This window comes from Fulvivirga sediminis, from assembly GCF_016757215.1.
Classification (GTDB): Bacteria; Bacteroidota; Bacteroidia; order Cytophagales; family Cyclobacteriaceae; genus Fulvivirga; species Fulvivirga sediminis.
The window spans coordinates 188432-208012 of sequence record NZ_JAESIY010000006.1 but is presented as its reverse complement, the minus strand read 5'-3'; the positions used below and the strand labels follow the sequence as shown (position 1 = coordinate 208012).

Here is a 19581-nt window from a genome sequence, read left to right as displayed (position 1 = left end):
CCGGGTGGTTTTGGCTTTTATGAGAGATTAATTCTTAATTAACTTAACAGTTTTTATCTTGTCACCTGTATTTATTTCTGAGAAATAAATACCGCTTGGTAACTCTTCAGTTGAAAATTCTACTTGGTGGTTGCCGGCTTTCAAATTTTCGGAAAGAACGGTTTGCACTTGCTTACCTAGTTGGTTATATAGGATAATTGAAGTGAAAGTATCATGGGGTAATGATAGTTCTATGGTTCCATTATTTTTAATAGGGTTAGGATAAACGTTAATTTCAGTATTATTTACCTGTGAATCAGAAGTTTTTCTAGCTGCAATGCTTGAAGTACAAGGGCCGACTACTATCCATACTCCGGTAGGGTTCACTTCTGGGTCTTCCTCTTGAGTCCACCATTTTGCTTCATATTCAATTCCATTGTAAGATACTCTGGTGCCGCCTACATATGCTGTGCCGCTGTTCCAGGCGGGAGAGTTGCAAGAATCACCGCCATTTCCTCCTCCATCATCATCGCCGCAAGGGCCTATTTCTAACCATACTCCAGAAGAATTAGTGGCAGGGTTTTCTCCTTGAGTCCACCATTTAGCTTCGTATTCTATTCCATTATATGACACATGATCACCACTAACATATACATTAGTAGAGCCCCAGGCTGGCGCATTGCATTCGGTTCCATTCGTAATAGAAATGGTTACTTGTTTGCTGCTGGTTAGGCCGTCATTATCAGTAGCGGTAGCGGTTATGATATATGAGCCAGTGGCCCCAGTGCTCCATGTGGCAGAATAGGTGCTGCCATTGGCTGTGGCTACTATGTTTTCTCCATTTACATTAAATATTAAGCTGGTTATGCTGCCATCAAGATCAGAAGCCAAAGCTATAAGGTTGATGCTAGTATTCACCATAAAACTCTCGCCGTTAGTAGGACTGCTGAAACTAACAGATGGAGCATCCGGGTCTTCTTCACAATCTCCTAATGAGGCGTTTATTGCAGTAAGCAGCGAGGTATCATCCTGAGTGTCCTGAGATAACTCCCAGATCATAATCCCAGATGCTCTCTCTAAAGCTAAGCTGGTTTTCTGCTGAATAGTGTTGATGCCATTATAATAAACGCCATTAAATACGTCTTCATAAGGATCTGCTCCTTGAGAGATAAGAGCACTGTATGACTGCCATGTTGGTCTGCCGTAAAAAGGAACGCCTAATACAGCTTTAGAGGCAGGAAGTCCTCGTCCTAGCCAGTAGTCAAGACAAGAAACAGCATAACTGTAAGGCGAGTGAGCAGCGCCATTTCCTCCGTCATAAGCCATTAAGTTTAAAAAGTCTATATCATCAAATACTCCATCAAGAATGCCATCGGCATTCCAGCCAGATGCCACTACAGCTGCGGTAAGAATTTTGCCTTCTGCATGTAGTGCAGATCCTAAGGCCTCCATTAAAGATTCATAGTTTTGAGGTTCGTTACCTTCCCTTGGGTACTCCCAGTCCATGTCTACTCCATCTAGATTATACTGGTTTACAAAGTTCATTACATTAGTTACGAAAGCATTTCGTGTAGACACCTTAGATGCGAGTGAGATAAAATTTGAGTCGTTTCCGTCATTCCAGCCTCCAATAGCAATTTGCACTTTTACTCCTGCGGCGTGTGCTAGTGTGACTATTTGCTGTAGCTTACTTGCATTTTCTATGGATTGTAGGCTGCCATCAGCATTAGGTAAAATAAAAGAGTAATTGATGTGGGTTAGCTTATCGTATTGTATGGCTTGGGCGCTGCCAGACCAGCTTGGCATATATCCTACTACCCTAAAGTTAGCGTTGGGGCAGTTGCCGCCATCATCTTCAGGGTTTACAGTGATAGCTATGGATGAAGAAGAAGTAGCTCCTTCGTTGTCAATGGCCTTGGCGGAAAGAGTGTAGCTTCCTGATGGCGCTCCTGACCAAGTGTAGCGGTATGGGCTTGAGGCGTCTTCGCCTAACTTCACGCTACCATTATAAAATTCCACTCTAGAAACTGAACCATCGCTGTCTGATGCCATTGCTTCTAGGGTAATTGCTGATCCTTGAATAAAAGAAGCTCCATTAGTAGGTGAGGTGAGAGATATGGTTGGAGGTAAGTTGCTGCTACCTTCGTCACCGCCGTCGGCAAATTCTTCATTAATCAGGTTGATTAAAGGAGAGTTTACGTTAGACCACCTTTTAAGTTTAGTGCCAAAATTGGTAGGGCTACCACTAAATTCTAAATCGCCAAATACTGTCCATATGATCGTTCCCCCTAACTGATGATCGTTAATGTAATTGGCCTTTACTTCAATAGACTCTTCGTCATCATAACTTAGGAAGTATTTACCATTAGTCATGTAAGGCACTTTAGCCTGATCATCCCAATGTCTGGTCCAGCCAGAAGAGGTCTTTTGCTTGATGAAGAAATAGTTAGGGGTACCATCATATACATCTAAAGGCCAGTTTGTGTAGTCAGCACAAGTCGTGATAGGCCCGTCGGGCTGTACCGTTACGCTGGTTTTTTGGGTTGCTGCATTTAAAGCGGCATTTCCTTGGGTAATTACACCTCTTCCATAAAAGGGTATGCCGAAGTTTACCATGTTAGAAGGTACACCCAGATCCATAAGTGCATTATAAGTAGACTGCCAGTTAAATGTAGGCTCCTCAGCATCGTCATACGGATACACAGGGGCATTATGACCCGCTTTGTTAGACCAACCTCCGTTAAAGTCATAAGTCATCATATTGAAGTAATTCATCACATTGGTCATTACATTCCAGTTGAAGCCCTGAAGTTTTACGGGGTCAGCAGACATAGCGGCAGTTATAAGTTTGTCTGGGCCAATCGCATTTCGCAGTTCTGTTACCAAAGTGGTATAATTAGCGAAATCAGCATTAGATCCTGTGAAGTTCATTCCTGAGTATGGGCCTGGGTATTCCCAGTCAAGGTCAATGCCATCAAAGCCTGTAGCGATTAGCTTTTGACAATCAGCAATAAAGCGAGCTCGCTTAGTAGGGTCAGCTGCCATTTCAGGAAAATGCTTGCACATGCTCCATCCACCAATGGAAGCTAATACTTTTACACCATGGTTATGTGCCATTTCAATGAGACCGGGAGCGCCGTCTTCTTTATGTAGGGGTAGAGGCAGGCTTCCACTAAGGCCCCAATTGGTGTTAGTCCAGGTGGTGCCTCCCACTTCTACCTGAAAACCTTGTTCTTGAGCGCGTGCTTGTACTTGTTCATTCACCCATTGTATAGGCTCAATCTCTCCGAAAAGTATATGTAAGTCCCAGCTGCTGTATACATCAGTGTAAAATATATCGCCTGGCTGCTGCACAGCGCCTTCTTTATATATGTTTTTGTTTCTCAGATCTCCACTGTGAAGTGATCCATCATTGGCTACTCCAAAGAAGGAGTAGTTTAAAATGGTGTACTTGGAGTAATCAATATTCATATGAGTGAGAGCTCCCGCAGAAGGTAGTCCTGCTGCGCTACTCTTCCAGGCATCCCAGTTGGTGATATAACCGATCACTTGCTTTTTGTGATCAGACGTAGTGGCGTTTCCACCTGTGTTTACCTGTGCTAATGCTAGGTAAGGTGTAAGCATTAACAGTGTGTATAACAGGTTTTTGTAAAGAAGCCGAAGCTTTCTGAAAAATGTACTTAAGTAAAATGATTGGTACATGGTTTTAGGTTGTTTAATGAAAAAAAAATTAAAAATAGCGCGATTATTTCAATGAGGAATAGTGCGTGTGCGCGCACACCATGAGACGCGCCATTTGTATTCAATTTAGTAATAGCACATGTTTTTAAATAATTTTTTAGTTAAAGTGTAAAATGAATCTTTAAAATGTATAAAATTGAGGTCGAGTGAATATTGTATTTGTGTATTTTTTATTTAACGATGTATTATATATTGTTTTGTTCATTAATAATGGATGTATATTTGAAATCGTGTAATTATAATTTATGTGTAAACATTAGTTGAGTACTCTGAGTTTTAAATAGCTTTGTATTAAACCCTTAAGTCATATGAAAGTAGATTTACGAAGTGATACAGTTACCAAGCCTACTCAGGCCATGTTAGATGCTATGTTTATGGCTCAGGTGGGTGATGATGTCTTTGGTGAAGATGAAGAGGTAAACAAGCTGGAAGCAATGGCTGCCAAGAAGCTTGGAATGGAAGCGGCTTTATTTTGTCCTTCTGGTACTATGACAAACCAAATAGGTTTAAAAGTGTTGTCACAGCCTTACCAAGAGGTTATTTGCTATGAGGCGGCACATATCTATAAATACGAAGGCGGAGGTCTTGCTGGCACTAGTGGTCTTTCTACTAAATTATTAAAAGGAGATAGAGGTAGAGTTTCTTTAAAAGAAGTGCAAGAGGCGGTAAACCCTGATGATATTCATGCACCAGTTACTTCTATTGTGGCGTTAGAAAATACAGTTAATAAAGGAGGAGGAAGTTGTTATTCACTTCAGCAAATAAAGCCAATTTCAGATTTCTGTTTAAGACATAAAATTTCCAGACATCTAGATGGAGCCAGGTTGTTTAATGCATTAGTAGAAACTGGGGATGCATCAGAAGATTATGGACAGTATTTTGATACTATTTCCATTTGTTTATCTAAGGGGCTTGGGGCTCCGGTAGGATCTCTGCTTGTAGGCACTAAGGATCTTATACATCAAGCCAGGCGAGTACGCAAATATATGGGGGGAGGTATGCGACAGGCCGGATACTTAGCGGCGGCAGGAATTTATGCGCTACAAAATAATATTGATCGTCTCAAGGATGATCACGCCAGAGCAAGAAAGCTGGAAGAAGTACTTAAAAATAGAGCATACGTTAAACAGGTACTACCCGTAGATACTAATATCGTAATTTTTGAATTAGTAGATGGTGTAGATACTATGCAGGTTTTGGCTCAGCTAGCAGAGCACCAAATCTATGCAGTCCGTTTTGGTAATAATGAGATAAGATTAGTTACTCATCTGGATTTTACCGATCAGATGTTGGAATATACAGAAGAGGTGCTTCAGAAGCTAAAATTTTAAACGGCCCTTTTTTTATGGATAAAGTAATAGATGATAGCTGTTAAGAAATTAGCTATTACTGCCAGAATGGTCCATAAAACTTTTGTGGTTTCATCCATTGATTTATTTACGACCCACACATCGTAGATTACCCATATGGCACATATGAGTCCTATTAAATAAAGTATTCCGCCCATTGGTTCTTGAGATTAGGTTCGAATTGTGACTGGTTCCTAATAACAATAGTAATCAAATTTAGTTGAATGTAATTGGCACCTTTGAAATAATATTGAAATTTGCCGTAAAACAAACGAAAAAAATATAACCATGTTTGATCTTAATTTACCACTGGCAGAGCGAATGAGGCCTACTCAATTAGAAGATTTGATAGGACAGGAGCACTTGGTGGGACCGAATGGTATTTTAAGGAAGACTATTAAATCAGGAGTTATTCCTTCTATGATACTATGGGGTCCTCCAGGAGTAGGAAAAACTACCATAGCCAATATAATTGCCAACGAAATAAACTCTCCATTTTATACTCTGAGTGCTATTAGTTCCGGAGTAAAGGATGTGAGAGAAGTAATAGATAAGGCCAAGAGGCAGTCTAAGGCCATTCTTTTTATTGATGAGATTCACAGGTTTAATAAAGCACAGCAAGATGCACTTTTAGGGGCTGTGGAAAAAGGAACTATTACCTTAATTGGTGCTACTACCGAAAATCCTTCATTCGAAGTAAACTCTGCTTTGCTAAGTAGGAGCCAGGTGTATACGCTAAAGTCGTTAACCGAGCAGGACCAGATAAACCTTATTCACCATGTTCTGAATAAGGATGAGAAGCTGAAAAAGAAAACTGTTAAGTTAGAAGAGCATGCCGCCCTTCTAAGTATTGCTGGCGGAGACGCACGTAAGCTATTAAATCTACTGGACCTGGTTTGTGATTCTATCCCAGGAGATGAGATAAGTATTACTGATCAGCAGGTAATGGACATAGCCCAGCAAAAGGTGGCTATCTATGATAAATCGGGAGAGCAGCATTATGACATTATTTCTGCTTTTATCAAGTCTATAAGAGGTAGTGATCCGAATGCTGCTGTATATTATTTAGCCCGCATGATAGAAGGAGGGGAAGATATTAAATATATTGCTAGACGGTTATTGATACTTGCTTCAGAAGATATCGGTAATGCTAATCCTACCGCTTTGGTTATTGCCAATAATACATTCCAGGCGGTTACAGTTATCGGGTATCCTGAGGGGCAAATTGTACTTTCTCAGTGTGCTACTTATTTAGCTTGTTCTGCAAAAAGCAATGCTAGCTATAATGCCATTAATCGGGCTAGGGCGATTGTGAAGCAAACAGGTGATTTAAAAGTGCCTATGGCCATAAGAAATGCGCCTACTAAACTGATGAAAGACTCAGGTTATGGGCAAGGTTATAAATATGCTCATGACTATCCTAATAATTTTGCACCTATGGAATTTTTGCCAGATGAGATTAAAAATTCAGTTTTCTATGATCCAGGTAAAAATGCTAGGGAAGAAGAAATGAGAAAGCGTCTTCGTGCCCTGTGGAAAGATAAATATGGATATTAATTCCAGTATGTTGCCGCAATCGATTTCCTATAGAGTTATTCTTTTTATAATAATAATGTAAATAATCTTTTCATTCAAGGTTTAGGTTAAATAAAAAATAAAATTTGGATATATTGATAATAACAGAATAATATTCTTTATTGGTTCAGTTATTTGAAATTTTAAGCCTTACCTAAACCTAAATCAAATGAAAAGAACCGCACTTGCGTTAAGTGTCATTATTTTATGCTGTAGTAAAATATTGGCACAAGACACTATTAAGGTTTCAGGAAAAGTAAGTTCTGAAACTGATAATAAGCCAATCCCAGGGGTTAACATAGTGGTTCAGGGAACCTCTATAGGTACGCTTACCTCTATGAATGGTTTCTATTCCATTGAGGCCCCGACAGGGGCTACTCTTTCCTTTTCCTTTATTGGCTATGAAACTATAGAGGTTAATGTCTCGGGAAAAAATACTATTGATGTACAGATGAAGGAAGCTACATCCCAGCTGTCTGAAGTAGTGGTGGTCGGCTCCAGAGCTCAAGGACGCACTAAACTGGAAACTCCTGCTCCGGTAGATATTATAAACATAGACGAACTCAGTACCAACATGCCTCAGATGGGGCTGGCAGATATGTTGGTGGCTACAGCTCCTTCTTTTAATGCTGTTCGCTCACAAGGATCCGACCTTTCTTCTCATGTAGATCCTCCTACCTTGCGGGGGCTGGCTCCCAATCAGATGCTAGTGCTGATTAATGGAAAAAGAAGACATACATCTGCTTTGTTAAATGCATCTCAGACCGGTACTATGGCTAATGCCGTAGATATGAGCTTTATACCTACAGCTTCTATAGAAAGAGTAGAAATACTTAGAGATGGCGCGGCCGCTCAGTACGGTTCTGATGCTATTGCAGGCGTAATGAATATTGTGCAAAAAAAGGGTACAGGCCGCTTCTCAGGAAGCTTTACTGCGGGAGGGTATCCTAATATGGCTCCTGATTTTAGTAGTAGTGATCTGACGGCAGAAGAATTAGCACTCACAAGAGAAACAGACCCTGATGGCTTTAGCTATCAATTTCAGGCAAACTATGGGTTTCAGTTTAAAAATGATGGGTATTTGAATTTAACAGCTGCTATCAGGCAAGATAAACGTAGCATTAGGCCTACTGTGCTTTCTTTGGATAGAGCCCCACTTTACAATTCCAGCTATTTAAATAATGAAAGAACAGATATTAACGGTATGCCTATTATTACCAATCCAGAATTGGTGCAGGCTTTGGCTGCGGGAGATATGGCTTTGGCTGATGAACTAAGAACCGTAGAGGGATTGATGAATGCCCGTGGTATCGATCAGCTCGATGCAGCTACTTACGCAGGGCAACCGGCTATTAACTTAGGGTCCATGTCTTATAACCTTGGCATGCCAATAGGTGAAAGCACTAACTTTTACTCTTATGGGGATATTGGCTTTAAGTATACTGAGGGTTTTAGCTGTTTTTATAGAAGGGCATCTCAAACGGATAGGTTTAACTATGATTTATACCCTAATGGCTTTAGACCTCAGATGTATTCTAATCAGGTAAATGTATATTTCACAAACGGTGTTGATGGTAAGCTGGGTGACTTCAATTTTGATGTGAGTAATACCTTTGGTAGCAATGCTATGAACATAGGTATGTTTAATACTTATAATGCCAGTATAGGCCCTAATTCACCTATTGATATGGATCTGGGGAAGCATTCTTTTTTTCAGAATACCACCAATATAGATGTAAGTAGGTATTTAAATGATGTGCTCAAGGGGCTCAATATAGCCGGAGGAACGGAAATGCGTATTGAAAACTATCAGATAGAGGCAGGTCAGGAAGAAAGCTGGACAGCGGGAAACTATGGTATTAAAACTGCATCATCAGATGATGAAGAGCTGGTGGGGCCAGATGGTTTTCCTTTAGAAAATTTGGCCGGTGAGCCGATAGTGGATGCTAACGGAAATCTTATAACTCTTCCTTATGCTGGTTATAGCCAAGCCATTGTAAAAGGCTATTCGCTGAATTGCCAGTGCTTCAGGGGCTTTGGGCCAGAGAATGAAGGCAATGAGTATAGAACAGTAATGGCTGCGTACCTAGATTTAGAGCTGGATGTAACCAAAAAATGGATGGTAGGAACAGCCGCCAGAGCAGAGAATTATTCTGATTTTGGAAGTGTGATTACCGGGAAGGTAGCTTCCAGGTATTCCGTCACTGATGATTTTGCTCTTAGAGGATCATACAGTACTGGCTTTAGAGCGCCATCACTCCAGGAACTGAATTATTCTCATACTTATACCTTCTTTGTAGATCTTGTACCTTATGATGGTACCGTTTATCCTAATACCAGTACTGCGGCCAGGGCCATTGGAATTAAAGCGCTTAGTGAAGAGCGATCTACCAATTTCAGCTTTGGTTTTGCTGCTAAGCTTTTTGATAAATTGGAGATTACTGTAGATGCCTATAGAATTGATATTAAAGACAGAATATTTGAAACCAGTGAGTTCGACAAGGATGACGCGCCGGTGCTCGAGCCAATTATTGGTAAAGGCTTAGGTAGCTTTAGAATTAACGGGGGAGATGTAAGTACTCAAGGTCTTGAAATAGTGGCTAATTACAGTGCTAATCTTGGTCGAGGTGTATTAACCACCACTTTATCAGGAACCTTCAGGGAAAATAAATTCGAAGGAGCTGACGTGCCGCACCTCAATGTAATGCTTACTGAGCAGCAGCTTATAGAAAAATATGTAGATAGGGGAGATGTTGGTCAGTTTGAAACAGGTACGCCTACTGCTAATATCATAGGCTCCGTCTCCTACGGCATCGGTAAATTTTCTTTTATGCTTAGAGGACATTATTACGGGGAAGTAACAGACAGAGATAACCAAATAAGAGATTTATATAACGGTCAATCAGGGTATGCAGACCAGACTTTCTCTCCGCAGACTACAGTAGATCTTGGGGTGACTTATAAGATCATTCCTCAGCTAATGCTTACTGTTGGGGGTAATAATATCTTTAATAATTACCCAGATATTGTCAGGTATGAGAAAAGAGATTTTTATATCTATTCAAATTATCAACAAGGCTCTGCAGGAGCATATTATTTCGGAAGGTTAAGTTTCAATTTCTAAAAATGTGTCAATCATGAGAATTAATTCATTGACTCTTACTATATTTATTATAGCTACTACTATTATTCTCTCTTCATGTGAGCAAGAGAGACTGGAGCCTATTACAACAGCTGCTAAGGGTGGAGGTACAGTACAATCATACTATGCTTATGAAATAGATAGTGTGGTAGGTCAAGGTACTAACATTTATGGAAGAGTAGTCTTTTGGAAAGACCAAGGCGGCAATACCCTCATACAATTGGCTCTTTATAACACTGATGATAATTACTATCCGGTAAGTATATTATCAGGAAGCAAAGGTGAAAATACAGAAGAAATTTTATCGCTATATGATGTGGATGGAAATTCTGGAGAATTCTATCAATCAAAATTTTATGTAATAAGTGACTTAAATTACTTTCATAATATTTTGTTAATGAATGTCCATGTAAATGTTTATTTGACCGGTGATAAAAATACTATTGTTGCTTCTGGAAATATAGGCGTAAATAACGATCCCGTAGGATCTAAATAATTAATCAACACACAATCTAAACTAAACACAAAACATGAACGCAATAAATAGAAGAACCTGGCTTCGAAGTAGTCTTATGTCTGTTGGAGGGGCTGCTTTACTTCCACATCTATCATTTGGAGAAACAGCGAAAGCTCCTTTAAACATGGATAAGGAGGGAAGAGCATTATATAGCCCTTTTTTTAAAGAATATATCCCTGCCAATGGGCATGAGGTGATACTTAAAGCTAAGCTCAACGCAAATGAGAATCCCTACGGACCTTCACCTAAGGCAGTGGCGGCTTTCCGTGAGAAAGCCGATTTGGGTAACAGGTATGCATGGAAGGAGCTATTGGACCTGATAGAAAAAATTGCTGAGAAAGAAGGCGTTTCTCGTCAACATTTAATTATGGGTCCTGGGTCTTCTGATTTATTGGAGAAAGTAGGAATGGTTTTTTTCTTTGAAAATGGGGGTAATGTAGTATCAGCAGATCCCTCGTATATGTCATTAATGAAGGTGGCAGAAGCTACCGGAGCCGAGTGGAAGCCTGTTCCTTTGAAAGAGGACTGGTCGCATGACCTTGATGCCATGGAAAAGGCTATAGATGCTAACACTAAACTAGTATATATCTGTAATCCTAATAATCCTACCGGTACCATCACAGATGCAGATGCGTTATATGATTTCTGCTCCAGGGTTTCAGAAAAGGTGCCAGTATTTGTAGATGAAGCCTATTTGGATTTTCTTCCTGAAAAGGATCAGAGAAGTATGGTGTCATTAGTAAGTAAAGGTAAAAATGTAATAGTAGCTCGTACCTTTTCTAAGATTCATGGTATGGCTGGGTTAAGAGTTGGTTATGTGGTGGGGTTGCCAGAAACTCTCAACCGGATTAATAAAATTACTAGGGGTGGCATGGGTATTTCGCTGCCTTCGGTATACGCGGCAAAGGCTAGCATGGATGATCTGGAATTTCAGAATAAAACCAGAAAGCTGAATAATGATACTAAAGACTATGTGTATAAAAGCCTGAAAAAGCTCGGCTTTGAATATGTGCCGAGTTATACCAATTTCATGATTTTTCCTATAGCTATGGAAGGTCAGGCTTTTCTGGATAAAATGTATGCTCAGGGAGTCGGGGTAAGGTCTTTCAATATTCTAGGTAAAGATTGGTGCCGTGTAAGTATGGGCACAATGGATGAGATGAAAATGTTTACGGGAGCACTTCAAGATGTAGCAGGTTAGTGAAATAGCCTCAATTATAATGGTTTGCTCTCGAATGTAGGGAGCAGGCTGTTCTTGTTTACTTCTTTCTTCTTATTTAATATAACCATGGGATTAGCTTTACAAAAAACCATAACCCTCGTATTGTTTATAGGAATAGGTCTGGCTTTAAAAAAGAAATTTTCCAGCAAAGATCAGGTCACAGGGATAAAAAACATTATTCTTACTATCGCTTTACCTGCTACCATATTTGTGGCGTTGATGGGTGTAAATATTAAATTTTCACTTCTGATTTTGCCTCTATTGGCTTTGGTCTTTAACGTGTCTATGTTTTTGTTGACTCCGATGATTTTGAAGTTTTTTAATATTTCTGGAGACTCATCAAAAGGAAGAACAATAAGAATGTTATTGCCTTCTCTGGCTCCGGGGCTTTCATGCTTTCCTTTTATTTTGGAGTATTTGGGAGATAAGCCTTTGGCAGATGCTGCTTTAGCAGATGTAGGTAACAAAATATTTGGTCTTATATTTTTATATATAGTGGCCATGAACTGGTATTATAAAAGAAATCAAACTGATCATTCCTCTTCATCAAGTAAAATTAAGAGCTTGATAGGTTCTCTTCTTAAGGAGCCTATTAATATCATTATTATTCTGGCGCTTGTTTTGTTGAGTTTCGATTTTACTATGGAGGATTTGCCAGAGTTTTTGTCTAATGCATTCGTAAGAATGAGTGCATTGATGACTCCCTTGGTGCTAATGTTCATAGGTTTGGCGGTTAAGGTGAAAAAGGGGGGTGTTGCTCTGGTTGTTTCAGTGCTTTGTTGTAGAGCCGGTATATCTTTATTGTTAAGTGGAATACTTATATTCAGTCTCGGTCTCACTGGGGCCACTGCACTATTGGCTATCGTTTTTCCTCTTAGCTCATGTAGCTTCTGGCCCTTTGCTCACATGTCAGCTTTTTCCTTGAAAGAAGAGTTAAAGGATGTTGCCGAAGAAAACAAAACTTTTGATTCCGAATTGGCCGTCTTGGTATTGGCCTGTTCACTGCCTTTTTCTACTATATTGATACTATCTATATTGTCTTCAGGGTTGGTTTTTGTGCACATGCCGATACTTCTTATGTCAGGGGTAGCATTACTAGCATTTGGTATTTTGCCGAGATGGCTCAGAAGGTTTTTTAGTAGTGATTACAAAACTCAAGGTGAAATGGTGGAGCAGACTGATTGATAGTACTTCTAATTTATGTAATACTTCGTTTTTACCTTAGTTGAATATACCTTAATTTGCGCTACATCGTTTAAAGCTATGTGATGCAGAAACCAGCGTTAATTTTTGAAAGCTCGCCTTGGTTCATTTTACTATGTTTATTAGCCGGTTTAGGATATGCTTACCTGCTGTATCATAAAAATGGACCTTGGTCTGTTCAAACCAACAGAGTATTATTTGTTATTAGAAGTATAGTAGTGGCTGCTTTAGCTGCCTTGTTAGTTTCTCCTGTGCTAAAGCAGGTAATTAATAATGTAGAAGAACCTACTATTGTGGTAGCCATAGATAATTCAGGTTCAATATCTGAGGTGAATGATAGTTCTAGGCTGCTTCAAATAAAAGATAAACTCAATGCACTAGGTGAGCAGGTTTCAGGCGGGCAGCGAATAGAGTATCGAACCCTTTCTGGTGAAACTTTAGCTGAAATGCCAGATCAGATCCATTATTCTGAGCAGTCAACTGATTTAAATAACTTACTTGATAAGATAAAATCTGACTACGAAGGTAGGAATTTGGGCTCTGTAGTGTTGGTTTCTGATGGTATTTATAATCAGGGTATTTCGCCTACATTTTCAGATTATAATTTTAAAATTAATACGATAGGTTTGGGAGATACCATTCCTAAATCAGATATATCCATATCCTCATTACTTTATAATAAAGTTTCTTATCAGGGAAATAAGTTTCCTCTTGCTGTACAGGTAGATCATAAAAACTTTGATAATCAAAGTGTGACGGTATCAGTGAGTAAGAGTGGAAAGCTCATAGATAAGAAAAACGTAATGCTCGGTAGGTCAGGTGAACCTCGGGAAGTTTCTTTTTTAATAGATGCTGAAAATAGCGGATTTCAACGTTACCAAGTAGAAGTAGGTCGCAAAGATGGTGAGTTTACTTATTCTAATAATGTAAAGCAGGCGTATGTAGAGGTGATAGAAGGGAAGGAACAAATAGCTATCGTGGCATCAGCACCGCATCCTGATATTAAGGCTATTAAGGCAGCCATTGAAAGTAATGCCAATTACAGTATTGATGAATATATAATGAGCATTCCTAAGGATATTAACAGGCTTAATGCTTCTACAAAAAAATACGATTTAGTGATTTTTCATCAGTTGCCAGATGGTCGGAATATGGATAACAGGTTTAGACAAAGAATGGCAAAAGATGAGGTTTCTACTTTGTATGTCTATGGGGGTAATACTAGAATGTCTTCTTTTAATCAATTAAATGGCGTGCTTTCTATTCAGGCAGTTCCTAATGAGTATGATAATGTAGCGGCTTCTTTTAATCAGGGGTTCTCTAGCTTCAAACTCACAGATGAATTGCAGCAAGCTTTTAAAAATTGGCCGCCAATAGTTGTGCCTTTCGGCAGAATTAATCAGAGCCAAGGAGCAGAAATGTTGCTTAAGCAAAAGGTCGGGAGTATTGAGACGGCCAAGCCGTTGATCGCGGTAAGTGCTGAAGGGAGCTTGAAGAAGGGTCTTATATTGGCAGATGGAATATGGAAATGGAGAATGTTTGATTATGCTAGTAAGGGTAATAATGATCTTTTTAACGAGTTGATTACAAAATTGATCCAGTACCTTTCATCTAAAGAAGATAAAAGGAAGTTTAAAGTTTATCCATTAAAGAATGAATTCCTTACTAATGAAAAAGTGATTTTTGATACAGAAGTTTACAATGAGCTTTATGAAAGGGTTTATGGAAATAAAATAGATCTGGTAATCGAAAATTCTCAGGGAGAAAGTTTTAATTATTCCTATGTGACTAATGAAAATAACACTACTTACGTGATCAGTGGTTTAGATGAAGGTGTGTATACATATACCGCATCTACCTTATTGTCTAATAGCAGGAGAGAGGTGAAAGGGGAGTTTTTGGTGAAGGAATTACAGTTAGAAAATCTTAACCTCACAGCAGATTTTAATTTATTGCGGAAGTTATCAGACCAATCGGGTGGGGATTTTTATCATTCTTCAGAAATGAATAAGCTGGAAGCGCAATTAGTAGAGAATAAGGCTAAAGGTATTATTCATAGTCAAGAGAAGTATTTGCCTTTTATACAGTTGAAATGGCTGTTCTTTTTACTGTTAGCTTTGATTTCAACAGAGTGGTTTATTCGGAAATATAGTGGATCCTATTAATGAAAAAAGGAGTTGCTCACACTAAGAGCAACTCCTTTTCATTTATAGTTTGTAGCAAGTTATTTCTTGATTGTTCTCATTTACGAAAACTCTTTTATCAACTTCGTCAACTATGTAGCTAGGCGTTTTGTCTATAAGTTCTATTTTATAGTCAATGTTTCCGGTACTTTTATTGATGGCAAAGATAAAATTACGACCGCTGTCTTCATTCTTTTGTTTTGTGAGGATGAACTTGTGGTCTTTAGAGTTGCGAGAGTTATAATATCTGGTTTTAGTGATTTCAAAAACAGTGGCCATTGTGCTTGCATCAGAACCAACATATAATCCAGCTACTACACTAGTAGATGATGTGCCTTCATTTTGATCTCCTGCAGATCTATAGGCCCCATTTCCTAAACTTTTAAGAGTTTTTAGGTTATTGAGTGAGCCTTCTATGTCAATATCTACTCCGGCTACAGCCAAACCTTTTTGAGCTAAGTTAGTTAATCCACCAACAGAAGTAACAGGAGGGAAATACTTAGTATATACTACTTTTCCATCAGGGCTAAGAAGAGAAGCATGTTGATCAGCAGTGATGAAGTATCCTGCAGGTAAGTACTCGGCTTCAAGAGGTGTTGATTTTTTCACTTCTTCCAACTCTACATCTTCAGCAAATACAGTGATAACGCCTGTTGTTAGGTCAAACTTATATCCATTTTTATTCTCAAAAAGGATTACTTTATTTTCTTTTTCGTCATAAGTTACCGCAGGAATAGATTTAAACTTAACATCCTTGTCCCACACATCTTTACCGTCTTTATAACTAAGGATGTTAGATCGTTGAGTGGAAACGTAAAGTATACCTGATTGTGTAGGAGTAGCGTAATAAGCATATCCTTTAACTTTACTGTCCCATACTTTTTTTCCATCTTTATCAACATAGGAAATAGAGCCATTTTTTTCGTCTTTACCAATGGCAATAAACCCATCTTCGTAAGGGATTACTTCATCTAGGTATTCAATTTTATAGCTTTTTTTCCAAATGAGTTCACCACTTTTTGGATCTATTAAGTTGAACCCTTCTGTTTCTACTAATACCAAATGGCCAGCTTCGTCCTGAACAATGTCCAGCATGGAGCCTTTTAACTTCAGTTTTCCAGGTGTAATATCTTTTCCTGTTGCAGGATCTAACACAGTAAGTCTTTTGCTGTTTTTAACCCCCACATATAAGCTGTTGTTTAGCTTTGAATGCACCAAGGTTGTTATGTCTTTATCTGCGCTATAGTCCCAGATGAGGCTTCCAGTATTTTTATTGATTACGTAAACTTCAGATTTGATAGCTATTATCAGTTCTTCGTTTTGGCTGAATAAAGGTCCTTGAGTGATGAAGCTTAGTCCTGACAGGTTATTTAATTTATTAGTTAAGCCTTTGATTTTTCCTAAGTTGACTGTCCATTCAGACTTCCAGTTTTTAAGGCTAAATTTCATTAAATTTCGTTCCCCTTCACTTACTAGTTCAAAAAGGATGCATGCTTCTTCCGGTATGATATGGTATGCTTTAATGCTATAGCCGTCAGTTTGTGTGCTATAAACAATATCTCCATTAGAGGCATTGATGATCAACGCTCTTTTTTTTGCAGCTAATGGGTAGTACTCTGCAAAAAATAGAGGTAGTCCTTCTACATTTTGAAATGAGCTGCGATCCACGGCTTTTAATTCACTATTGAACCAAATTTCTTCACCCGTGCTGTTGTCAAGAGCCATGAGTCCTTTGTCTCCAGCTGCTATTATTACACCATTGTTAGCTTGCTCTATCCAACTAACGTTGTTAAGCTTAGCCTTTAAGTTGATTTTCCAGAGCTTTTCCTGGGAATAAGATATTGATGAAAGGAATATCATCAATAATGACAAATTAAAAAATAAAGATTTTTTCATAAAAAATGTTAATGTATTGTTTTGTCTGGAAAGTTATGAGAAAAAAATCAATTTGAAATAGAAAAGATTCTATTGAACTGTTAGAAAACAAAAAAGCCTTTCCAAACTAATGGAAAGGCTTTTTTTATGATTTTTAAGAAATTATTCTTCTTTACCTTCTTTCTTAGAAGTTTTAGGCTTTTTCGCTTTTAGTTTTAGCTCTTCACCTTTGCCATCATAATCAGCTAATATGATAGCACCATCTTCTAGTTCACCTTTAAGAATTTCTTCTGCTACCGGATCTTCAAGGTACTTTTGTATTGCTCTGTTTAGAGGTCTTGCCCCATATTGAGGATCATACCCCTTTTCAGATAAGAAATCCTTGGCAGCGGTAGTTAATTCTACCTCATAACCTAACGCTTTTATTCTTTGGAAAAGCTTGTCTAAGGTAATATCGATGATCTTATGGATGTCTTCTCTTTGTAAAGAGTTGAATACAATTACATCATCAAGCCTGTTTAAGAACTCAGGGCTAAAGGCCTTTTTAAGGGCACTCTGTATGGTGGCCTTCATTACTTCATCTTCATTATTCTTACGAGATGAAGGGGCGAAACCTATACCTGCTCCAAAGTCTTTTAAGTCTCTAACTCCAATATTAGAAGTCATAATAATGATGGTATTTCGGAAATCAACTCGTCTTCCTAGGCCATCCGTAAGTATACCGTCATCAAGCACCTGAAGCAATAAGTTAAATACATCAGGATGTGCTTTTTCAATTTCATCTAGTAATACTACGCTGTAAGGCTTTCTTCTTACCTTTTCAGTGAGCTGGCCACCTTCTTCATATCCTACATATCCCGGAGGCGCTCCTACCAGTCTGGATACAGAGAATTTCTCCATATACTCACTCATGTCAATGCGCACCAAGCTGTCCTCTTTGTCGAATAGGTAAGTAGATAGCATTTTTGCTAGCTCTGTTTTACCTACTCCTGTAGGACCTAAGAATATGAATGAACCTATAGGTTTTTTAGGGTCTTTTAATCCTACCCTGGTTCTTTGAATGGCCTTAGTAAGTTTTTTGATCGCTTCGTCCTGTCCAATCACTTTTCCGCTAAGCTCGTTGTTCATGCCGAGAAGCTTATTGCTCTCTTTTTGGGCAATTCGCTTAGTAGGTATTCCGGTCATCATAGCAATAACATCAGCTACATGATCTTCATCTACCGTATAGCGCTTACTCTTAGTTTCATCTTCCCAGCGTACTTTGGCTTGCTCAAGCTGCTCTAAAAGTTTTTTCTCTTTATCTCTTAGTTGTGCAGCCTCTTCGTACTTCTGGCTTTTAACTACTTTATTCTTTTCATCCTTAATGTCCTCAATAGCAGCTTCAAGCTTTACTATTTCATCAGGCACGTGGATATTGTTAATATGAACACGAGCACCAGCTTCATCCAGTACATCAATGGCCTTATCTGGTAGATAACGATCGCTGATATACCTGTCAGATAGTTTCACACAAGCTTCAATAGCTTCGGGTGTGTAATCTACATGGTGGTGGCTCTCATATTTTTCTTTAATGTTGTCCAATATCTGGATAGTTTCCTCAGGGGTAGTGGCATCTACCATTACCATTTGGAAACGTCTGGCTAAGGCTCCATCTTTTTCTATGTACTGGCGATACTCGTCAAGCGTGGTAGCACCAATGCATTGGATTTCTCCTCGTGCCAAGGCTGGTTTGAACATATTAGAAGCATCTAATGACCCTGAAGCGCCACCGGCACCTACGATTGTATGAAGCTCATCTATGAAAAGTATCACTTCAGGAGACTTTTCTAGCTCGTTCATTACGGCCTTCATTCTTTCTTCAAACTGACCCCTGTACTTGGTTCCAGCTACAAGAGAAGCCAAATCAAGAGTAACTACCCTCTTTCCGAAGAGTACTCTAGATACTTTCTTTTGAATGATTCTTAAAGCCAGGCCTTCCGCAATAGCTGTTTTACCAACCCCCGGTTCACCTATAAGAATAGGATTGTTTTTCTTTCTTCTACTTAGTATTTGAGCTACGCGTTCAATCTCCTTCTCACGACCAACAATAGGGTCCATCTTATTTTCTTCGGCTAGCTTAGTAAGGTCTCTTCCGAAATTATCTAAAACCGGAGTTCTAGATTTTTCAGTTCCTTTTTTGTCCTTACCTGATCCTGCGCTTGAGCCGCCTCCAAATATTTTAGATGAATCTTCGTCAGGGTCATCAGTGTCTGAAGATGCCATTGGGTTTTCTGCTTGATACTCCAATAGTTCTTTCACCACATCATAGTTGACATCAAATTTCTCTAAAATCTGAGTGGCAATGTTATCATCATCTCTAAGGATGCTTAATAACAAGTGCTCAGTGCCAATAAGCTGGCTTTTGAAAATTTTAGCTTCCAGATATGTTATTTTTAGTACTTTCTCTGATTGACGAGTCAGAGGAATATTAGCGAGGTTCTTTACGTCATGAGAAGCAGTTCCTTTAGAAACTTTTTCTACAGACGTTCTAAGATCTTCCAACGATATCCCTAGCTTTTTCAACAGACCTACAGCTACACCCTCCCCTTCTCTTATCATGCCAAGTAGAAGATGCTCAGTACCTATATAGTCATGCCCAAGCCTCAACGCCTCTTCCCTACTAAGGGAAATTACTTCTTTAACTCTATTTGAAAATTTTGCTTCCATATTTGAGCAATTCTAGTGACTAGTGTAAATGTATAATAACTTAAATATAAATACCACCATACAGATGATAATTTATTCTTTGTAAAAAC

At 38.9% G+C, this 19581-nt stretch carries 11 protein-coding genes; 7 read left to right on the top strand and 4 right to left on the bottom strand.

The genetic code is table 11. The features are described 5' to 3' along the window. Nucleotides 1–27: 27 nt before the first annotated feature. Nucleotides 28–3681 carry a glycosyl hydrolase family 18 protein gene (locus JL102_RS12440; RefSeq protein ID WP_202244743.1) on the bottom strand — a complete coding sequence of 1218 codons (3654 nt, stop codon included), beginning with the start codon at nucleotides 3679–3681 and terminating at the stop codon, nucleotides 28–30. Between the two features lie 347 nt (nucleotides 3682–4028). Between JL102_RS12440 and JL102_RS12435 the strand changes: the two genes are divergently transcribed. Beyond that, nucleotides 4029–5051 carry a threonine aldolase family protein gene (locus JL102_RS12435; RefSeq protein WP_202244742.1) on the top strand — a complete coding sequence of 341 codons (1023 nt, stop codon included), beginning with the start codon at nucleotides 4029–4031 and terminating at the stop codon, nucleotides 5049–5051. On the opposite strand, the gene JL102_RS12430 is transcribed toward JL102_RS12435, so the two are convergent. Further along, nucleotides 5048–5227, bottom strand: a complete 180-nt coding sequence (locus tag JL102_RS12430; RefSeq protein WP_202244741.1) for a PLDc N-terminal domain-containing protein — start codon at nucleotides 5225–5227, stop codon at nucleotides 5048–5050. The genes JL102_RS12435 and JL102_RS12430 overlap by 4 nt on opposite strands. 130 nt (nucleotides 5228–5357) lie before the next feature. On the opposite strand from JL102_RS12430, the gene JL102_RS12425 reads away from it, so the two are divergent. The 6 genes from JL102_RS12425 to JL102_RS12400 all read left to right on the top strand — a co-directional run bounded on the left by JL102_RS12425 (nucleotide 5358) and on the right by JL102_RS12400 (nucleotide 14893). After that, complete coding sequence (locus tag JL102_RS12425) at nucleotides 5358–6626, top strand: replication-associated recombination protein A (RefSeq protein ID WP_202244740.1); 1269 nt, start codon at nucleotides 5358–5360, stop codon at nucleotides 6624–6626. A 187-nt stretch (nucleotides 6627–6813) separates the two neighbouring features. Further along, the gene (locus tag JL102_RS12420; RefSeq protein WP_202244739.1) at nucleotides 6814–9768 is read left to right on the top strand and encodes a TonB-dependent receptor; all 2955 of its coding nucleotides are present in this window, start codon (nucleotides 6814–6816) and stop codon (nucleotides 9766–9768) included. A gap of 13 nt (nucleotides 9769–9781) precedes the next feature. Beyond that, a complete protein-coding gene (locus JL102_RS12415; protein ID WP_202244738.1) occupies nucleotides 9782–10282 on the top strand; it encodes a hypothetical protein in 501 nt (166 codons plus the stop codon). 34 nt (nucleotides 10283–10316) lie between these two features. After that, the gene (locus JL102_RS12410; RefSeq protein WP_202244737.1) at nucleotides 10317–11504 is read left to right on the top strand and encodes a pyridoxal phosphate-dependent aminotransferase; all 1188 of its coding nucleotides are present in this window, start codon (nucleotides 10317–10319) and stop codon (nucleotides 11502–11504) included. A gap of 87 nt (nucleotides 11505–11591) precedes the next feature. Next, on the top strand, nucleotides 11592–12710 hold the full coding sequence (locus tag JL102_RS12405) for an AEC family transporter (protein ID WP_202244736.1): 1119 nt from the start codon (nucleotides 11592–11594) through the stop codon (nucleotides 12708–12710). An 83-nt stretch (nucleotides 12711–12793) separates the two neighbouring features. Next, nucleotides 12794–14893, top strand: a complete 2100-nt coding sequence (locus JL102_RS12400; protein ID WP_202244735.1) for a VWA domain-containing protein — start codon at nucleotides 12794–12796, stop codon at nucleotides 14891–14893. 42 nt (nucleotides 14894–14935) lie between these two features. On the opposite strand, the gene JL102_RS12395 is transcribed toward JL102_RS12400, so the two are convergent. Both JL102_RS12395 and JL102_RS12390 read right to left on the bottom strand, forming a co-directional pair. Next, nucleotides 14936–16807, bottom strand: coding sequence for an outer membrane protein assembly factor BamB family protein (locus JL102_RS12395; RefSeq protein ID WP_202244734.1), 1872 nt, complete (start codon nucleotides 16805–16807; stop codon nucleotides 14936–14938). A gap of 141 nt (nucleotides 16808–16948) precedes the next feature. Then, a complete protein-coding gene (locus tag JL102_RS12390; protein WP_202244733.1) occupies nucleotides 16949–19492 on the bottom strand; it encodes an ATP-dependent Clp protease ATP-binding subunit in 2544 nt (847 codons plus the stop codon). Between the last annotated feature and the right edge of the window lie 89 nt (nucleotides 19493–19581).